Source organism: Micromonospora sp. NPDC005174, assembly GCF_040608495.1.
Taxonomy (GTDB): Bacteria; Actinomycetota; Actinomycetes; order Mycobacteriales; family Micromonosporaceae; genus Micromonospora.
In genome coordinates this window covers 37,759-53,518 of the sequence record NZ_JBEXIJ010000039.1, presented here as the reverse complement: position 1 = coordinate 53,518, position 15,760 = coordinate 37,759, and the positions used below count along the sequence as shown (strand labels likewise).

At 70.1% G+C, this 15,760-nt stretch carries 18 protein-coding genes; 10 read left to right on the top strand and 8 right to left on the bottom strand.

Annotated elements, in window-relative coordinates; genetic code table 11:
* On the bottom strand, positions 1-464 hold a 464-nt coding region (locus tag ABZU91_RS29280; protein WP_355247339.1), incomplete at its 3' end, for a transposase.
* Between the two features lie 175 nt (positions 465-639).
* Here ABZU91_RS29280 and ABZU91_RS29275 point away from each other — a divergent pair.
* The gene (locus ABZU91_RS29275) at positions 640-3,354 is read left to right on the top strand and encodes an AAA family ATPase (protein ID WP_355247330.1); all 2,715 of its coding nucleotides are present in this window, start codon (positions 640-642) and stop codon (positions 3,352-3,354) included.
* Positions 3,355-3,421: 67 nt separating this feature from the next.
* Here ABZU91_RS29275 and ABZU91_RS29270 read toward each other — a convergent pair whose 3' ends face one another.
* Positions 3,422-4,057, bottom strand: coding sequence for an SRPBCC family protein (locus ABZU91_RS29270; RefSeq protein WP_355247327.1), 636 nt, complete (start codon positions 4,055-4,057; stop codon positions 3,422-3,424).
* Positions 4,054-4,539: an SRPBCC family protein gene (locus ABZU91_RS29265; protein WP_355247324.1), complete on the bottom strand. Its 486-nt coding sequence runs from the start codon at positions 4,537-4,539 to the stop codon at positions 4,054-4,056. Before ABZU91_RS29265 ends, ABZU91_RS29270 begins: the two co-directional genes overlap by 4 nt.
* A 134-nt stretch (positions 4,540-4,673) precedes the next feature.
* On the opposite strand from ABZU91_RS29265, the gene ABZU91_RS29260 reads away from it, so the two are divergent.
* Positions 4,674-5,090 carry an AAA family ATPase gene (locus tag ABZU91_RS29260; protein WP_355247321.1) on the top strand — a complete coding sequence of 139 codons (417 nt, stop codon included), beginning with the start codon at positions 4,674-4,676 and terminating at the stop codon, positions 5,088-5,090.
* Here ABZU91_RS29260 and ABZU91_RS29255 read toward each other — a convergent pair.
* The 4 genes from ABZU91_RS29255 to ABZU91_RS29240 all read right to left on the bottom strand — a co-directional run bounded on the left by ABZU91_RS29255 (position 5,072) and on the right by ABZU91_RS29240 (position 6,700).
* The gene (locus ABZU91_RS29255; RefSeq protein WP_355247318.1) at positions 5,072-5,377 is read right to left on the bottom strand and encodes a hypothetical protein; all 306 of its coding nucleotides are present in this window, start codon (positions 5,375-5,377) and stop codon (positions 5,072-5,074) included. The genes ABZU91_RS29260 and ABZU91_RS29255 overlap by 19 nt on opposite strands.
* Positions 5,378-5,509: 132 nt before the next feature.
* A complete protein-coding gene (locus ABZU91_RS29250) occupies positions 5,510-5,986 on the bottom strand; it encodes a DUF3618 domain-containing protein (protein WP_355247315.1) in 477 nt (158 codons plus the stop codon).
* The gene (locus ABZU91_RS29245) at positions 5,983-6,414 is read right to left on the bottom strand and encodes a phage holin family protein (RefSeq protein WP_355247336.1); all 432 of its coding nucleotides are present in this window, start codon (positions 6,412-6,414) and stop codon (positions 5,983-5,985) included. Before ABZU91_RS29245 ends, ABZU91_RS29250 begins: the two co-directional genes overlap by 4 nt.
* Positions 6,415-6,466: 52 nt before the next feature.
* Positions 6,467-6,700 (bottom strand): hypothetical protein, encoded by a 234-nt coding sequence (locus ABZU91_RS29240; protein WP_355247312.1) that lies wholly within the window; start codon positions 6,698-6,700, stop codon positions 6,467-6,469.
* 256 nt (positions 6,701-6,956) lie between these two features.
* Between ABZU91_RS29240 and ABZU91_RS29235 the strand changes: the two genes are divergently transcribed.
* Positions 6,957-7,994, top strand: coding sequence for an acyl-CoA desaturase (locus ABZU91_RS29235; protein WP_355247309.1), 1,038 nt, complete (start codon positions 6,957-6,959; stop codon positions 7,992-7,994).
* A gap of 115 nt (positions 7,995-8,109) precedes the next feature.
* On the opposite strand, the gene ABZU91_RS29230 is transcribed toward ABZU91_RS29235, so the two are convergent.
* Positions 8,110-9,096: a LacI family DNA-binding transcriptional regulator gene (locus tag ABZU91_RS29230; protein WP_355247306.1), complete on the bottom strand. Its 987-nt coding sequence runs from the start codon at positions 9,094-9,096 to the stop codon at positions 8,110-8,112.
* 221 nt (positions 9,097-9,317) lie between these two features.
* On the opposite strand from ABZU91_RS29230, the gene ABZU91_RS29225 reads away from it, so the two are divergent.
* Genes ABZU91_RS29225 through ABZU91_RS29195 form a run of 7 tightly spaced genes read left to right on the top strand, consistent with a single transcriptional unit; the run spans position 9,318 to position 15,600 of the window.
* Positions 9,318-10,640, top strand: coding sequence for an extracellular solute-binding protein (locus ABZU91_RS29225; protein ID WP_355247303.1), 1,323 nt, complete (start codon positions 9,318-9,320; stop codon positions 10,638-10,640).
* Positions 10,641-11,618, top strand: a complete 978-nt coding sequence (locus ABZU91_RS29220; protein ID WP_355247300.1) for a sugar ABC transporter permease — start codon at positions 10,641-10,643, stop codon at positions 11,616-11,618.
* Positions 11,615-12,469 carry a carbohydrate ABC transporter permease gene (locus ABZU91_RS29215; protein ID WP_355247298.1) on the top strand — a complete coding sequence of 285 codons (855 nt, stop codon included), beginning with the start codon at positions 11,615-11,617 and terminating at the stop codon, positions 12,467-12,469. The genes ABZU91_RS29220 and ABZU91_RS29215 overlap by 4 nt, the downstream gene beginning before the upstream one ends.
* Complete coding sequence (locus tag ABZU91_RS29210; RefSeq protein WP_355247295.1) at positions 12,466-13,299, top strand: TIM barrel protein; 834 nt, start codon at positions 12,466-12,468, stop codon at positions 13,297-13,299. The genes ABZU91_RS29215 and ABZU91_RS29210 overlap by 4 nt, the downstream gene beginning before the upstream one ends.
* A complete protein-coding gene (locus tag ABZU91_RS29205) occupies positions 13,296-14,474 on the top strand; it encodes a Gfo/Idh/MocA family oxidoreductase (RefSeq protein ID WP_355247292.1) in 1,179 nt (392 codons plus the stop codon). The genes ABZU91_RS29210 and ABZU91_RS29205 overlap by 4 nt, the downstream gene beginning before the upstream one ends.
* The gene (locus ABZU91_RS29200) at positions 14,471-15,367 is read left to right on the top strand and encodes a sugar phosphate isomerase/epimerase family protein (protein WP_355247289.1); all 897 of its coding nucleotides are present in this window, start codon (positions 14,471-14,473) and stop codon (positions 15,365-15,367) included. Before ABZU91_RS29205 ends, ABZU91_RS29200 begins: the two co-directional genes overlap by 4 nt.
* Positions 15,364-15,600 (top strand): glycoside hydrolase family 16 protein, encoded by a 237-nt coding sequence (locus tag ABZU91_RS29195; RefSeq protein ID WP_355247286.1) that lies wholly within the window; start codon positions 15,364-15,366, stop codon positions 15,598-15,600. The genes ABZU91_RS29200 and ABZU91_RS29195 overlap by 4 nt, the downstream gene beginning before the upstream one ends.
* Positions 15,601-15,760 lie beyond the last annotated feature (160 nt).

Sequence of the window (15,760 nt, the reverse complement as noted above, 5' to 3'; positions counted from 1 at the left end):
ACGGTGTCGGGCACCCCGGCCTCCGTCCGTCGCGCGGGATCGTCGGTCCACGCTTTCGGCAGGTAGAGAGCGACGTCGAGCAGGGTGTGCCCGGCTGGTGAGGCATAGGACAGGTGGACCGCGAGCTGGCAGTTCTCGATCTTCCCGGCGGTACCGGAATACTGCCGTTGCACGCCGACGGTGTGCACGCCCTTCTTCAGGTCACCGGTCTCGTCGATCAGCAGCACACCGTCCGGATGCCCGAGTTTGACCGCCACGAAGTCCCGCACGTCGGCGCGGACCTGCGTGTCGTCCCACCTGGCCCGACCGATCAGGTCCTGCATTCCTGCCGGCCCGTCGTCACCGGCGTGTTCCGCGATCGTCCAACAGTTCTTGGTCGGCAGCGGTGCCAGCAGCCCGGCCATAAAGTCCCGCACCCGCCGGCGGGGCTCAGGCCTGCCGAAGCGTGACGCGACCACGTCCATCAGCTCGTCGAACAGCCCCAACCATCGCTGGGCGTCTACTCTGTAGGCGGCAGCCACCGCCGTATCTTGGGTCCACACAACCACGAGACTCAGCGGTGGCTGTTCCATGCCCACGGACAAAACCACACCGCCACAGCAGGTCAGAACGGATCTCCTGCTGGAGTACTAAGGGGGAGTGGGCACCATTACCCACCATCGGCTCGACACCAGGCCAGGGGCGTTCGTCGCTCGAGAGACGGAGTTGGGCGATATCGCCTCGGTGACGGCACCCGCGGCGCAAGGCCGTGGTGGGGCGATGCTCGTCGTGGGTGACGCGGGGATCGGCAAGTCGACGCTCATCGGTGAGGCCGTCGCACGGCTGGACGGATGGCAGGTGCTGCGCGCCGGCGGTATCGAGTTCGAGAGCGAACTGCCCTACTCGGCCCTGCACCAGTTGTGCGCGCCCGTGCTCGACCACCGCACCGGGCTGCCCGCCCCGCAGCGCAGCGCGCTCGACACGGTGTTCGGGCTGCACGCCGGGGCCTCCCCGACCCCGATGCTGGTCGGCCTGGCCATCCTGGGCCTGCTGAGCGCCGTAGGCCGGCGCCGGCCGGTTTTCTGCGCTGTCGACGACGTGCAGTGGATCGACGCCGGATCGCGGCAGGTGCTGGCGTTCGTCGCGGCACGCGTGGCAGCCGAGCGGGTCGCCATGGTCTTCGCCGCCCGTGACGCCGCCTCGGTGTGGGAATTCGGTCGCCTACCCACCCTCACCCTCAGCGGGCTCACCGACTCGCAGGCCCTGACCCTGCTGCGGTATCGGACACCGATGGGCCACGACGCAGCGATCGTGCAACGGATCCTCGCCGAAGCGGCCGGCAACCCGCTGGCCCTGGTGGAGTTCGCCCGCGACACCGGACCGTTCGGTCTACCCGAAAACGCCGGGGACGGCACAGTGGAGCACCGGTTCGTGGGTCGGTTCCTGCGGCTGTCGGCATCCACGCGCTCCGTTCTTGCGCTGGCCGCCGCGGAGCCCACCGGCGACCTCGTACTGCTGCGGCGCGCCATGGCGATCCAGGGCCTGGACGCTGCGGATCTGGCTGCGGCCGAGGACAGCGGTCTGTTGGTGACCGGGCCGCGGGTGCACTTCGGGCATCCGTTGGCGCGTTCCGCGGTCTACCGCTCGGCCGGCGCCGACGCGCGCCGGCAGGCACACGCGGCGCTCGCCGCCGGCACGGACGAGGTCGATCCCGACCGTCGCGCCTGGCACCGGGCGAACGCGGTCATCGGCCCGGACGAGGAAACAGCGGCAGAGCTGGAGCGTTCCGCCGGCCGGGCACAGCGCCGCGGCGGATTCGCGGCCGTGGCCGCGCTCCTCGAACGCGCGGCACGACTGACACCGGGCCGGTCGCTGCAGGCACGCCGTCTCTTGGCCGCGGCCCGGGCACGGTTGAGTTCGGGGGCGCCCTCTGCCGCCCGGGAACTCGTGGACGAGGCAGAGCGTCTCCAGCCGGAGCCGGCCGACCGCTGCGCCGCGCGACTGCTGCGTGCGACGATCGACTATTACGTGACGCGCAGTATCCCGGCGACGGTCGCCCTCATCGACGCGGCCGACGGTGTGGGGCCTGATGAGGTCCGGGAGACCTACCTGGAAGCCTTCGCGTCGCTCATGTTCAGCGTCGACGAGCCCGGGAGGTTGCGGCGGCTCGCCCTGCACGTCCGGGAACGGGTACCCCAGCGGCGGCTGCCGCGTCCGGTCGACCTGCTGTTGCAGGCGTTGGTCGAGCAGAACCTCCGCCCGGTGGACGAGGCGATGCCCATGATGCGCCGTGCGGTCGACGCCTTCCGGGAGCACGGGCGGGCCCCCGACGCGGATCCGTGGTGGATGGAACGCGCCTGCGTGTTGAGCGTCGACAACGGGGACAGCGACGCCATGGAGGAGATCACCGACCGTCAGGTGGAGCTCGCCCGGGCGCAGGGCGCTTACGCGATCCTTCCCCATGCGCTGCGTTTCCAAGCAGTCGCCCGGACGATCGTTGGCCGCTTCGCCGACGCGCAGGTCTGCATCGTCGAGGCGCGTGCGGTCGACGAGGCCGCAGGGACGTCCAACCTCGTCGGGTCCGACCTTATGCTCGCCGCGTGGAGCGGAGACACCGACCGGTTCCGCGAGATCCAGGAGAAGCTGCACGGCTGGGTGGAGGTCAACCCCACCGCGCTGCACTACGCGAACGGCGTGCTGTGCAATGGCAGCCGCGACCACGAGGCGGCGCTCGACGCGTTGTTGCTGGTACGGGACCAGCACCGGCGCGGCGCGTATGTTGTCACCGCCTTCCACCACGAGTTGGTCGAAGCCGCCGCGTCCGTCGGACGTCCCGAGGAGGCCAAGGAGTCGGCCGAATGGATCGGGGATGTCGCACGGGTAAACCCGAACGCGTGGACGACGGGCGCGCATCTGTTGGCGTGCGCGCTGCTCGACCCGGGGCTCGGCGCACAGGACCTTTACCGCGAGGCGATCAGCCGGTTCGCCAGAAGCAGGCTGCGGGTGCACTACGCGCGTGCCCGCCTGCTCTACGGGCAGTGGCTGCGACGGGTCGGTCGCCGTAGCGAGGCGCGGGTGGAACTGCGCGCCGCGCACGAACTGCTCTCCACCATCGGCGCGCGTGGGTTCGCCGCCCGCGCCGCCCGCGAACTGGATGCCATCGGCGAGCCGACTCTGGTCGACGACGCCGATCCGCTCGCCGGGCTGACCGCACGGGAACTACTCGTCGCCCGCAAGGTCGCCGCCGGCGCGGGCACCAAGGAGGTCGCCGCGCTGCTGTTCGTCAGCCCGCGAACGATCGACGCCCACCTGCGCAACCTCTACCGCAAATTGAGCATCACCTCACGCCGGCAGCTGCGCGAACTTCTCCGCTGACGGAGCGGGCCGACCGAGCGACGAGAGGGCCCCGCCGGCACGGGACCGGCGGGGCCGTTGAGTCACGTCAGCGCCGATCCCGGTCGCACTCCCGTTCGGCCAGCGTCTTCAGCTCGGTCAGCCACGTCTCCAGACCCCCGCCGAGAGCCTCGGTGGAGAATCCGACGTCCCGTTCCACCTGCTCACCGCGCCACGTCTCCTCGGTACGCACCAGAACTCGACCGTTGATCTCGGCGAACGTCCACACGTGCACCCCCTGGTCGATACGCAACCCCGCACCGATCGCCGGACCTTCCCACCGAAGGCACTCCTGGTGCTGTAGCTGCCGGACGGTGGACGTGACGACCAGGGTGGTGGCGGGGTTCAACGCGGTCTCGGGTACCGCCGTCGTCCACCGGAACGATGAACCAGAACGCAGCGGGCCACGATCGAGCCGCTTGCTGGACAGGACCGGCTTCTGCCACGACGGCCAGCGTTCCACGTCGGTCTGAATCTTCCAGACGGTCCGTAGCGGTGCCTCGATCGTCGTCTCCGTCCGGTAGCGAATCTTCGCCGCGGTGTCGACCGTCTTTCCCGCACATCGCACCGTCGCGCGGTCGGAGCCGCCATCGCGCCTGGCTTCGGCCCGAGCCGGTGCGCCTGTGGTGCCCACGAGGCCGGACACCACCACTGCCATCGCGACGGCAACCATACGGTTCTTCATGCGGCGGCCACCGCCTCAGCGGTGCGCTTGAGTCGTTCGAGCCACATGGCGAGGGTGGCGTCGAGGCCCTCCTGGAACGGGGCAGGGTCGGCATCGACGGGCGGGCCGGCGAAGGACTCCTCAGTCGACACCTCCACCCCGTCGCTGGCCGAAGTGAGCGCCCAGACGTGGACGCCGAGGACGCCGTTCGGTCCGTCACCGTACCCTCGCCACACGAGGCGTTCCCGCTGCCGTACCTGAACGATCGTCGACTCGATCTCCATGCCCGCGGCGGACCAGCGAAACACGGAGCCCGGCGCGAGCGGACCGGGTGTCTCCACGCGTGCGTACGGGATTTCCGGCAGCCAGGTCGTCCATGCGTCGATGTCCGTGAGGATCCGCCACACGGTGTCCGCCGACGCGGTCACCGTGACGCTGTGACGGCTCACCACCGGGGCCGACACGTCAATGCCGGCCCCGGTGGTGAGCGTAGTTCTCTGCATCGTGAAGCCCTTCTGCGGTCACGGACGATCGGAACGCCGGGCATGAGTGAGCCGATGGATCCACACCCGGCACAAGCGATCGTGCCAAGTCGGCAACCGTTGGACATCGGCAAGATTTACCTAGTTCGTGGCACGTGGGCGTAGACGTCGCCCGAGTTGGCCTCGTGGGGCAGCGCCCGCAGGTACGCCGCCACCTGGTCCGCTGGACGCCAACCGTCGAGTGCGAACGCGCACCTACCGCCAACCAGCCAACAGCCTGGACCCGTCTTGTTCGACCGAGGGATGGCCAGTACCTTCTACTCGGCACGCCCGTTCCCGCGTACGTGACAGCCGCAGCGCAGCTGTTCCGCTACCACGAGCCTGTGTTCATCGGCCCGCCCTGGCCGCAGATCGACACCACCGACAACGAACGACACCAGGACTTTGCCGAAGCCGTACGTACCCCTGACGCCATGGTCGCTGCCTACACCCAACACGGCTACGAGCTCGGCAGGCACCCTGCCCCGCAGCGACGTCGCCTCCCGCGTCCAGTTCATTTGGCGACTCGGTGATGGGCAGGCGAACTCGGTAACGGGCAGGTGGATCGGTACCGCAACAGCGAGAAAATCCCGCTCGGCGTTGCTCGATCAATGACCTCGACGTCCACGCGTGGATCTATCGCGGTTTCGAACCAACCCGCGTCGTCGCGCCGATGGTCGTGGTCGACGAACTCGACCGCGCCGGTCGGCGATGCCGCGACGTAAGTGAACCCGTTCGGTGCGGTCGCGTTCGCGCCCGGGATGAGAAGGGCCTGGCGGGCTGCGGAGATCACCCGCACCCACGCCCGCTCGATGATCATCCGGCGGCCGAGCGCCGGGTCACGAGCAGTGCACGCCCTCAGAGAAGCGCGCGGGCACGTGGGTGCCGTTGGCGTCGCCAACGGTAGAAGCCGAGCCGGGCAGAGTGGGGTTGCGGAAGTTCGCTGGGCTGTTTACCGGAACCAGCGGCGTCGGTAGGCAACGACCACGAGGGCTGCCGCAGTCGTGGTGGCGGCGACGACTGGCACGGATTTCGCGTGTACCAAACTGCCGATCTTGGTGGTGGCGGCGGCGCGAGCGGAGGTGGTCAGGGTGGACTCGGCCTTACCGGTGGTCTGCGCGCCGGCTGTCAGCGAGCCACGTATCGTGCCGACGATGTGCTGTGAATCCTGCTTCGCCGAGGTAGCGCGCTGGGATGCCTTCTGGCTCAGTGTGTGGGCAAGCTGTGTCGCTCTGGTCTTCGCCGACTGACCGGCCTGGGTGATCCGCTGTTGGAGACTGCCGGCGGCGGAGGTCGTCTTGGTGCGCGCGCGGGTCTTGACGTCGGTCTTGGCAGTTAGTGCGGCGATGGTTTCGCCGAGTTCGGCGCGTGTCTGCTGGATATCGTGTCGGGTCTGGTCCAGGTTGCTGCCCTCGAGTGGCGTGCTCATGGCTGTCTCCGACTCGCTGCGCCACGTATCGTCTCGGCGTCGGCTCGCACGCTGTCTTTGGTTGCTGTGGGTGTGACCGGCATTGCCGCGCTGACCTGTTTCCTGCCGCGTTGGGCCGCGATCGCGGCGGCGATGGCGAGGACCACCGTGACGATCAGGGCGGCCACGGCGTCGGGCATGATCGCGGCCAGCGTCAGCACGAGCGTGGTGACGGCGGTCGCCCCGGCGAAGATTCCGAGCATCGCGCCGCCGCCGAGCAGCCCGGCGCCGACGCCCGCGCGTTTACCCTTGGCAGTCATTTCCGCGCGTGCCATCTTGAGCTCGTCGCGCACGAGCCGGGTGATCTGATCGGTGGCACGCTGCACCAGCTCGGCGACCGGCGCGTCTGCGGACGCGGTGCCGGGGTCGGCGCTGGATCGTTCTGACATCAGTGTTCTCATCTCTGTCGAACAGGGAGTGGTCCGAGGCGCTGCGCGGGGGTCACTGGCGCTGCGCCGTCGGCACGCTTTGGGGCCGGTGCGGTGGGGCGTCGATACGCACGCCGGTCATCGATGCGGAGCTGTTGTCGAACTGGCCCGCGACGTCAGCTGCCGGGAAGTCACCATCCTGGCGGCGACTTCGAAGCGTGAGCATGCTCGCCGCTCCGGACACCGCTCCAGCCGCGAAGGCAAGGATGAGCGTTTGCCGTGTGATCGACTTCCTCTTTCGCACCATGACAACCCCTTGTATCCGGCCTGACCATGTAGTCCTATTGTCGGACTGGCTGGCGGAGGTCAGGCATCTAATCGGCGGACTTGCATGAGAGCGACCGGTACTTACGCCGTGGTTGCCGTTTCCTTCTGCGAGAGGCGGCGGTGAGGAAGACTGGGAACCTCGATGTCCGTCGCATGGCGAAGGGGTCGCGTGCCTGCCCCCTCGCGGCTGTTGGCAGACCCCTGACCTGTACTGGCCGTCCTACAGGAGGGCGAGAGTGAGTAACGCGGATCTTGGCGCCCGCAGTGACCGTGGCAGTGCGTACGCCGAGCTGTCCCGCCTGGTCCGGAGCGCGGGTCTCCTCGACCGCCAGCCCTGGCGCTACGCGACGCGGATCGCGTTTGTGCTGGGTTGTCTCGGGGTCCTGGGAGTGGTGTTCGTCCGGCTCGGACCGTCGTGGTGGCAGACGGCTGTCGCAGCCGCCGTGGCGATGTTCCTTGGGCAACTCGCCTTCGTCGGTCACGACGCCGGGCACCGACAGATCTTCCGGTCCCGTCGGGCCAACGAGGTGCTCGGCCTCATCTGTGCGAACCTGCTGACCGGGATCAGTTACGGGTGGTGGGTCGACAAGCACAACCGCCACCACGCCCATCCGAACACTGAGGGCCGCGACCCTGATCTCATGGTGGCTCCGCTGTCGTTCACCCCGGGCCAGGCCGCGACGCAGCGTGGCCTGCGGGCCCTCTTCGTCCGGCACCAGGCGGCACTGTTCTTCCCTCTGCTGATGGGGGAGGGTGTGCACCTGCACGGTGCCAGCGTCCGGGCGATCATCAGCCGTCCTGGGCTCCGGCACCGACCGGTGGAGGCCGGCCTGCTCGTCCTGCACTTCGCCGCGTACCTCGGGGCCGTGTTCGTGGTTCTGAGCGTTCCGCAGGCGATCGTGTTCATCCTGGTCAACCAGGCCCTGTTCGGTCTCTACCTGGGCAGTTCCTTCGCGCCCAACCACAAGGGAATGCCCATCCTCACCGAGGCCGACGACCTCGACTACCTACGCCGACAGGTCCTCACCTCCCGCAATGTGCGCGGTGGCCGACTCCTCGACGCGGTCCTCGGCGGGCTCAACTACCAGATCGAACATCACTTGTTCCCCAGCATGCCCCGACCCAACCTGCGCCACGCCCAACCACTGATCCGCCAGTTCTGCGCAGAACATGGCATCGCCTACCACGAAACCACTCTGATCCAGTCCTGGGCGCAAGGGCTGGCCCACCTGCGGGCGATCGGGACCGGAGCGACCCACCGAGGCGCCGGCTGAATCTGCTCCGCGCCCGTCCTGGTGACCGATCATGGCCACCGAACTGGGACGGCGGATGCGGTGCGGAGGGGGACTTGGCGAAGCGTCGGCCAGGAAGAGGCGGCCCGGCGAGTGGTCACCGGCGCGGAGCCGGCCCGCTGGACTGCCGGATGGTCAGGTGCGTGGGCAGCAGCACGGTCTGACGGGACGCCGTTTCCCCCAGGTGCTCAAGGTGGTCCAGCAGCATCGACACCGCCACCCGGCCGGCCTGTTCGATCGGCGCGGTCAGGGTGGTCAGCGGCGGGCTGCAGAAGTCGGCGCCGAAAATGTCGTCGCAGCCCACCACACTGATCTCGCCGGGGACGTCGACGCCGCGTTCGGCCAGCCGCCGCAGGATGCCGATCGCCAGCAGGTCGTTGAAGGTGACGCCGGCGGTGGCGCCGGTGTTCAGCAGCGCGTCCGCGGCGACCGACCCGGAGCTGCGGGACACGCCGAACGGTCCGACGCGGGCCGCGGTGAGGCCGTGTCGGGCCATCGCGGTCCGCATCGCCCGCCACCGGGCCTGGTCGGCCCAGGAGGACGACGGTCCGGCGACGTACGCGATCGCCCGGTGGCCCAGCGAGACCAGGTGCTCGACGGCTTGCCTCACCCCGTCGGGGCTGTCGATGACGACGCTGCGGACCCGGGGGACGTTGCGGTTGACGGTGACGACCGGCAGTTCGGCGGCAATGTCGGAGAGGGTCTGCTCGGGAAGGCGGGAGGCGGCGAGGATCACCCCGTCGATCGACCGGCGCACCTTGTGCAGCAGGTGGTTCTCCAGCTCGGCCGAGTCCTCGGTGTCGATCAGCAGCAGGGCGTGGCCGGCGGCGCGCAGTTGTTGCTGCGCGCCGCGGATCAGTCCGAAGAAGAACGGATTCGTCGCGTCCGAGACGAGCAGGGCGACCGTTTCGGTACGCCCCGACGACAGCGCCCGCGCCTGGGTGTTGGGTACGTAGTTCAGCTCGCGGGCGGCGGCCTGGATGCGTTCCCGGGTGACCCGGTTGACCCGGTCGGGCCGGCTCAGCGCCCGGGACACGGTGGAGGCGGCAACACCGGTGAGGGCAGCGATGTCGGCGATGGTCACGCGGCCCTCCCGGCGTGACGCCGGACGGGGGGAGGACGCGCCTTCGGGGTTCATACAATCAGCAGAGCATCGATGGCAATTAATGGCAACCGATTGCCATTCGGTTTCCAAGGTTGTTACGTTCCCTCGCACGTCTCATCGAACCGGGGGAATGCCCGGGCGTCTGGCTATGTGTTCTCCACACCAATCTTCTCCGGACAGCCACCACCCAAGGAGCAGAGATGAACGCCACCCGTGCGCTTCTCGCGGCGGCCCTGGCCGTCACGGTCGCCATACCCGTCACCGCCTGCGATCCCGGTAGCTCTGCCGAGGGTGGCGGGACGCTCAACGTGCTCATCGCGGCGAACTCGATCTATCCCGAGGAGCAGAAGCAGTGGTTCGCCGACGTCTCGGCGAAGTTCCAGCAGCAGGCCGGGGCGAAGGTGACGTTCGAGACCTTCGCCAGCCCCACCGACGAACTCACCAAGATCCAGACATCGATGCTCTCCGGGCAGGGGCCGGACGTCTATGCCCTCGGCACCACCTTCACCCCGACGGCATACTCCACCGGCGCCTTCGTCGGCCTCACCGCCGACCAGTGGACGAAGGTCGGCGGCCGGGACCGGTTCCTGCCGGCCACCCTCGGCATCTCCGGCCCGGACGCCACGCACGAGGTCGGCATCCCCTTCAGCAGCCGCCCGTTCGTCATGGCGTACAACAAGGAACTTCTGGCCGCGGCGGGCATCGACAAGCCGGCCAGCACCTGGGACGGCCTGCGGCAGCAGGCCAGACAGCTGACCGGGGCCGGCAGGTACGGCCTGGCCGTGGCCTACGGCGACGGCTTCGACCCGTGGAAGTTCATCTGGGCGATGAGCATCCAGGCCGGCAACCCGCTGATCTCCGACGGCAAGGCACGCCTGACCGATCCGGTCACGGTCAAGGCATACCAGACGTACCTCGGCTGGCTCGCCACCGACAAGGTCGTCGACCCGGCGGCGACCGGCTGGAAGAACGCCCAGGCCATCGCCGCGTTCGGCGCCGGCAAGGCCGCCTTCCTGCCGATGGTCTCGGCGACCTCGAAGGTCACGCTGGACAAGTCCGCGGTCGCCGGTAAGTACGGCTACGCCCTCATGCCGACCGTCCCGCCGGGCGCCACCAGCCTGCCGTCGGGCGGCGTCGCCGCCACCAGCATCCTCTCCGGTGACAACCTGGTGATTGCCAAGTACAGCAAGAACCAGGACCTGGCGCTGCGCCTGGTCAACATGCTGACCACCGCCGAGTCGCAGGAGACCTACTACCGGACCTTCGGCGAGTTGCCGACCAACGCGGAGCTGGCGAACCGGCTGGTCGCCGACCCGGCGCTCGCCGCCATCGTGGACTCGGCGTCGAAGGCGCACGGCACCCCGTTCCACGGCGGGTGGAGCAAGGTGCAGCTCGCGCTGGTCAACGTGGTCGTCCAGTCGGTGCCGAACCTCGCCGCCGGCAAGGTCGACGACGCGTCCCTCAACGACCTGCTCACCCGGGCGCAGTCCGAGGCGCAGGCCGCGCTGGACAAGGCGAAGTAGATGACGGTCACCGACCCAGCGACGGCGGACGCTCCGGGCACCGGCGAAGCGCGCCGGGTCGGGGTGGCCCGCCCGTCCCCGTCGCGCCGCCGTCGCGGCTCGACCGCCGGCGGTGCCGCGGTGTGGCTACTCGCGCCCGGCGGCCTGCTCACCCTGACCGTCATCGTCGTGCCGTTCGTCGTCGCGCTGGTGATGTCGCTGCTCGACCTCGACCAGTACACCTTCCGGCAGTGGCTGTCGGCGCCGTTCGTCGGCGCCGGCAACTACGTGGAAGCGGTGGGCCGCACCAGCCTGCCGCACGCCATCTGGGTCAGCGGCTCCGCGGCGGTGATCGCGACGCTGCTCGCGTTGCCACTGGGGGTCGCCGCCGCGCTGACCACCCACCTGCCGTTCCGCGGGCGGTCGCTGATCCGGTCCCTCTACCTCATCCCGTACGTGCTGCCCGCCTTCGTCGTCGGCACCATCTGGCGGATCATCCTGCAACCCGACGGGGTCGCCAACCAGGGCCTGGCGAGCCTGGGCATCGCTGGCGGCCTGTGGCTGAACGGGCCGAAGAGCTACTTTGCCCTGATCGTCGTGCAGGCCTGGTCGGGCTGGCCGCTGGTCTACCTGCTCGCCCTGGCCGGCCTGCAGAGCATCGACGACAGCCTGCACGAAGCCGCCGCGCTCGACGGCGCGCAGTGGTGGGCGAAGCTGCGCCACGTCATCCTCCCGCTGCTGCGCCCCCCGGTCGCGCTCGCCGCGATCATTTCCCTGCTGCACATGGTGAACAGCTTCACCCTGCCGTTCGTGCTGTTCGGCGTCCCGAGCCCGCACGACGTGGAGGTGCTGCCGGTGCTGACGTACGTGGAGAGCTTCCAGAACCTGCGGTTCGGGCTGAGCGCGGCGATGGCCGTGATCTCGTTGGTGCTGATCCTGGTCCCGCTGCTGGTCTATCTGCGCACCGTCAAACTCGACGCGCCGGAGGCCGCCGCATGAACTCCGTGCATCGCCTGCTGCCGCGACCACTGCAGATCGGCCTGACGCTGATCCTGTTGACCATCGTCGGCGCGCCGGTCGGCTACGTCTTCTTCGCCTCGGTCAACACCGACCTGGCCGTGGCCGGCGGTGACTTCTGGCCGGAGCGGGTCAGCGTCGACAACTACGTCCGGATCTGGTCGACCGTTCCGCTCGGCCGGGGGCTCGCGAACAGCCTGCTCGTCGCCGGCACGGTGGCGGTGACCTGCGCGGCGGTCGCGGTCTTCTCGGCGTACGTCCTGGTCCGGCATCGGTTCCGGGGCCGGCGCACCGTGCTGCGCGCGTTGCTGGGCATGCAGTCGATCCCCGGCACGCTGCTGCTCCTGCCGGTCTTCGTGCTCTTCGCGACGATCGGCAGCAGCCTCGGTGTGCCGACGATCGGCACCCGGTGGTCGCTGGTCGTCACCTACCTCACGTTCGGACTGCCGTTCTCCACCTGGATCATGGTGACCTACCTGCGGGAGCTGCCCGGCGAGCTGATCGAGGCCGCCCGCGTGGACGGTGCCGGGAGCTGGCAGATCATGCTGCGTATCGTCATCCCGCTGAGCTGGCCGGGCCTGGTCGTCGCGGCGATCTTCGCGTTCCTGCTCGGCTGGAACGACGTGCTGTTCGCCTCGGTCATGACCGACGTGGACACCCGCACCGCGGCGGTCGTGCTGCAGGTCTTCGGCGCGGCGCAGGAGGGCGGGGCGATCCCGCCGTACGGGCAGATGATGGCCGCCGCCCTCGTCTGCGCGGCCCCGGTGGTCGCCCTCTACCTCGCCTTCCAGCGGTACATCGTCAGTGGGCTGACCGCGGGAGGTGTGAAGTGACGGCGTGGACGCTGTCCGGGTTCGGCGACGAGATCGATCCCGACCCGGCGGTGCAACTCGCGGTGCTCAATGCCCTCGGTGCCCGGCACATCGAGGTGCGCAGCGCGTGGGGCACCAACGTGGTGGAGCTCGGCGACGCCCAACTGGACGCCCTGGCGGAGGCGGTCGACGCGCGCGGCATGGCGGTTTCGGCGGTCGCGTCGCCCGTCGGAAAGGTCGACGTGACCACCGAGGACGGCGGTGAGCTCCACCGGCTACGCGCAGCCGTGGCGGCCGCGCACCGGCTGGGCAGCCGGTACGTCCGGATCTTCTCCTTCTACCGCCCGACCGGGGTCGCCCCGGCCGAGGTCCGCGCGGCGGTGCTGGCGCGGATGCGGGCCTTCGCAGCCCTCGCCGAGGACTCCGGCGTCGTGCTGCTGCACGAGAACGAGAAGGACATCTACGGTGATGTACCGCGGCGGATCGCCGACCTCGTCGAGTCGGTCGACTCGCCCGCGCTGCGCGTCGCCTGGGACAACGCGAACTTCGTGCAGGTCGGGGTGCGGCCCTACGACGACGGGTACGCGCTGCTGCGCCCGCACCTGGAGTACCTGCAGGTCAAGGACGCTATCGCAGCCACCGCGGAGGTCGTGCCCGCCGGCCACGGCGACGGCCAGCTGCTGCGGACGCTCACCGCGTTGCGCGACGACGGCTATGCCGGCTTCGCCTCCCTCGAACCGCACCTCGCCAGCCAGCACGACCTCGGCGGATTCTCCGGCCCTGCCGAGTTCGGCCGGGCGGCGCGCGCGTTCGTGAACCTCACCGCCTCGATAGGAGTGCATCTTCGATGACCGTTCTCAACGTCGTGATCACGGGCAGCGGGGTCATCGCCCGCACCCACGCCGGGGCGATCCTGCGGCACCCCGGACTGCGCCTCACCGCGCTCGCCGACCCGGACCCGCAGGCCAACGACCGGCTCGCCGGGTGGATCGGCGAGCAGGGCGGCCCGCCGCCGGCCCGGTACGCCTCGTTGGGCGAGGCCCTCGCGGCCGAGGCGGCGGACCTGGTGGTGGTCTGCACGCCCAGCGGTACGCACGCCGACCTCGCCGAGGAGGCCCTCGCGGCCGGCGTGCACGTGCTCGTCGAGAAGCCCCTCGATGCCTCCCTGCCGGCGGCCCGCCGGATCGCCCGGGCCGCCACGGACGCCGAGGCGGCCGGTCAGGTCTGCGCGGTGGTCTGCCAGCACCGGTTCGACCCGGCGAGCGTCGCGGTCGCCGCCCGAGTGCGCGCCGGCGACCTGGGGCGGCTCACCTCGGCGGTGGCCAGCGTGCCGTGGTGGCGGGGCCAGCGGTACTACGACTCGGCGGGCTGGCGCGGCACCTGGGAACAGGATGGCGGCGGCGCCACCATAAACCAGGGCGTGCACACCGTGGACCTGCTGCTGTGGCTGTTCGGCCGGCCCGAGGAGGTGTTCGCCTACACCGGCGTCCTCGCCCACGAACGGGTCGAGGTGGAGGACGTCGCCGTGGCGGCGATCCGGTTCGCCGACGGGGCGCTCGCCGTGCTGCACGCCACCACCGCGGCGTACCCGGGCCTCGGCGTGCGGTTGCAGGTGCACGGCTCGCAGGGGTCCGCGGTGGTCCACGACGACCAGTTGGAATACCTGCACACCGCCGACGGCCCGGACCCGTCCGCGTACGCCGACGGGCCCGACCGGTCCAGCGACGCCGTGCCACCGTCACAGCTGCGGGGGGCGACCAAGCCCGACGACGCCTTCGTGAACGGACACCTGCGGCAGTACCACGACACGGTCGAGGCGATCCTCGGCGGCCGGCGGCCGGGGGTCACGGCGGTCGAGGCGCTGCTCGATGTCGCCGTGGTCAAGGCGGTCTACCTCTCGGCGCACCTGCGTCGGCCGGTGTCGGTGCCGGCGGTGCTCGCCGGTGACTTCGACGATGCGCTCGCCGCCGTCGAGGGCTCCGCGGCCACGGTGTCGTCCGTCCTGCGGGCGGGGGTGGCGCGATGAGGTGGTCGGTGTTCACGGCGTCCACGCCGGACTGGACGCCGGAGGAGGCGGTCGGGCAGTTGGCGGCGCAGGGCTGGGACGGTGTCGAGTGGCGGGTCACCGACCAGGAACCGGCTCGACCGCCCGGGTTCTGGGCCGGCAACCGGGCGACCATCCCGTTGACCGGGCTGGAGGGTGAGCTGACCCGGATCGCCGCGATCACCCGCGAGGCCGGGCTGGCGCTGTCCGGCCTCGGCGCGTACGTGCCGGCGGCCGACCACGGCAACGTCGAGCGGGTGTTGGCCGCGGCCGCCGCGCTGGGCGCGGAACGGGTCCGGGTGACCATGCCGCAACTGGGCAGTGGCGACTATCGGGAGCTGATGGCCGGCGCCCGCCGGGACCTGGCGTGGATCGCCGGTCGGGCGGCGGAGCACGGGGTGACCGCGCTGGTCGAGCTGCACCACGGCACCATCGTCGCCTCGGCGTCGGCGGCGATGCGGCTGCTCGACGGCCTGCCGCCGGAGCATGCCGGGGTCATCCACGACATCGGCAATCTGACCATCGAGGGTTTCGAGGATCCGCTGGCCGGTTTTCAGATGCTCGGCCCGTACCTGGCGCACGTGCACGTGAAGAACGTCGCGTGGCGGGTGAGCGGCACCCGGGACGACGGGGGACCGCGCTGGTCGGCCGAGTGGGCGCCGTTGTGGGAGGGGCAGGCCGACCTGGCGGCCTATCTCGGCGCGCTGCGCCGGGTCGGCTACGACGGGTGGGTGACGGTCGAGGACTTCTCCACCGCCGTGCCGCTGGCTCAGCGGACCCGGGACAACCTGGCCTACCTTCGGGAGTTGGATCTATCGGTACGCGCGGACAAGTGCGAGCCTCTAACGGCCGCTCGTACATCTCGCACCGAATGAACACCGGCAACAAGTTCAGCGTGCAGTACGGCCGGATCGAGGCCCGCATCCGGGTGCCGAAGGGCAACGGGCTCTGGCCGGCGTTCTGGATGATGGGCGCCGACTTCCTCAGCGGGCGGCCGTGGCCGTACAACGGGGAGGTCGACATCATGGAGGTCCTCGGCCGCAACACGCTGGAGGCATACTCCACCCTGCACGCGCCGGCCTACAACGGCGGCAACGGGTACGGTTAGAAGTACCCGTCACCGGGCGGGGTGGCCTCTCCGGCGGCTTCCACGTCTGGTCCGCCGAGTGGGACAGTCGCGGCATCACCTTCAAGATCGACGGGCAGACGGTCTTCGTCGCCCAGCGCGGATGCTCGTCGACTACGTCCGTGTCTACCAGTAGCCCGGC

What these genes read in the sequence shown, in the direction of transcription:
- ABZU91_RS29270 (WP_355247327.1), bottom strand. Translation starts at nt 4,057, where the DNA reads ATGAAGAACCGTATGGTTGCCGTCGCGATGGCAGTGGTGGTGTCCGGC.
- ABZU91_RS29265 (WP_355247324.1), bottom strand. Translation starts at nt 4,539, where the DNA reads ATGCAGAGAACTACGCTCACCACCGGGGCCGGCATTGACGTGTCGGCC.
- ABZU91_RS29255 (WP_355247318.1), bottom strand. Translation starts at nt 5,377, where the DNA reads ATGATCATCGAGCGGGCGTGGGTGCGGGTGATCTCCGCAGCCCGCCAG.
- ABZU91_RS29250 (WP_355247315.1), bottom strand. Translation starts at nt 5,986, where the DNA reads ATGAGCACGCCACTCGAGGGCAGCAACCTGGACCAGACCCGACACGAT.
- ABZU91_RS29245 (WP_355247336.1), bottom strand. Translation starts at nt 6,414, where the DNA reads ATGTCAGAACGATCCAGCGCCGACCCCGGCACCGCGTCCGCAGACGCG.
- ABZU91_RS29240 (WP_355247312.1), bottom strand. Translation starts at nt 6,700, where the DNA reads ATGGTGCGAAAGAGGAAGTCGATCACACGGCAAACGCTCATCCTTGCC.
- ABZU91_RS29225 (WP_355247303.1), top strand. Translation starts at nt 9,318, where the DNA reads ATGAACGCCACCCGTGCGCTTCTCGCGGCGGCCCTGGCCGTCACGGTC.
- ABZU91_RS29220 (WP_355247300.1), top strand. Translation starts at nt 10,641, where the DNA reads ATGACGGTCACCGACCCAGCGACGGCGGACGCTCCGGGCACCGGCGAA.
- ABZU91_RS29215 (WP_355247298.1), top strand. Translation starts at nt 11,615, where the DNA reads ATGAACTCCGTGCATCGCCTGCTGCCGCGACCACTGCAGATCGGCCTG.
- ABZU91_RS29205 (WP_355247292.1), top strand. Translation starts at nt 13,296, where the DNA reads ATGACCGTTCTCAACGTCGTGATCACGGGCAGCGGGGTCATCGCCCGC.
- ABZU91_RS29200 (WP_355247289.1), top strand. Translation starts at nt 14,471, where the DNA reads ATGAGGTGGTCGGTGTTCACGGCGTCCACGCCGGACTGGACGCCGGAG.
- ABZU91_RS29195 (WP_355247286.1), top strand. Translation starts at nt 15,364, where the DNA reads ATGAACACCGGCAACAAGTTCAGCGTGCAGTACGGCCGGATCGAGGCC.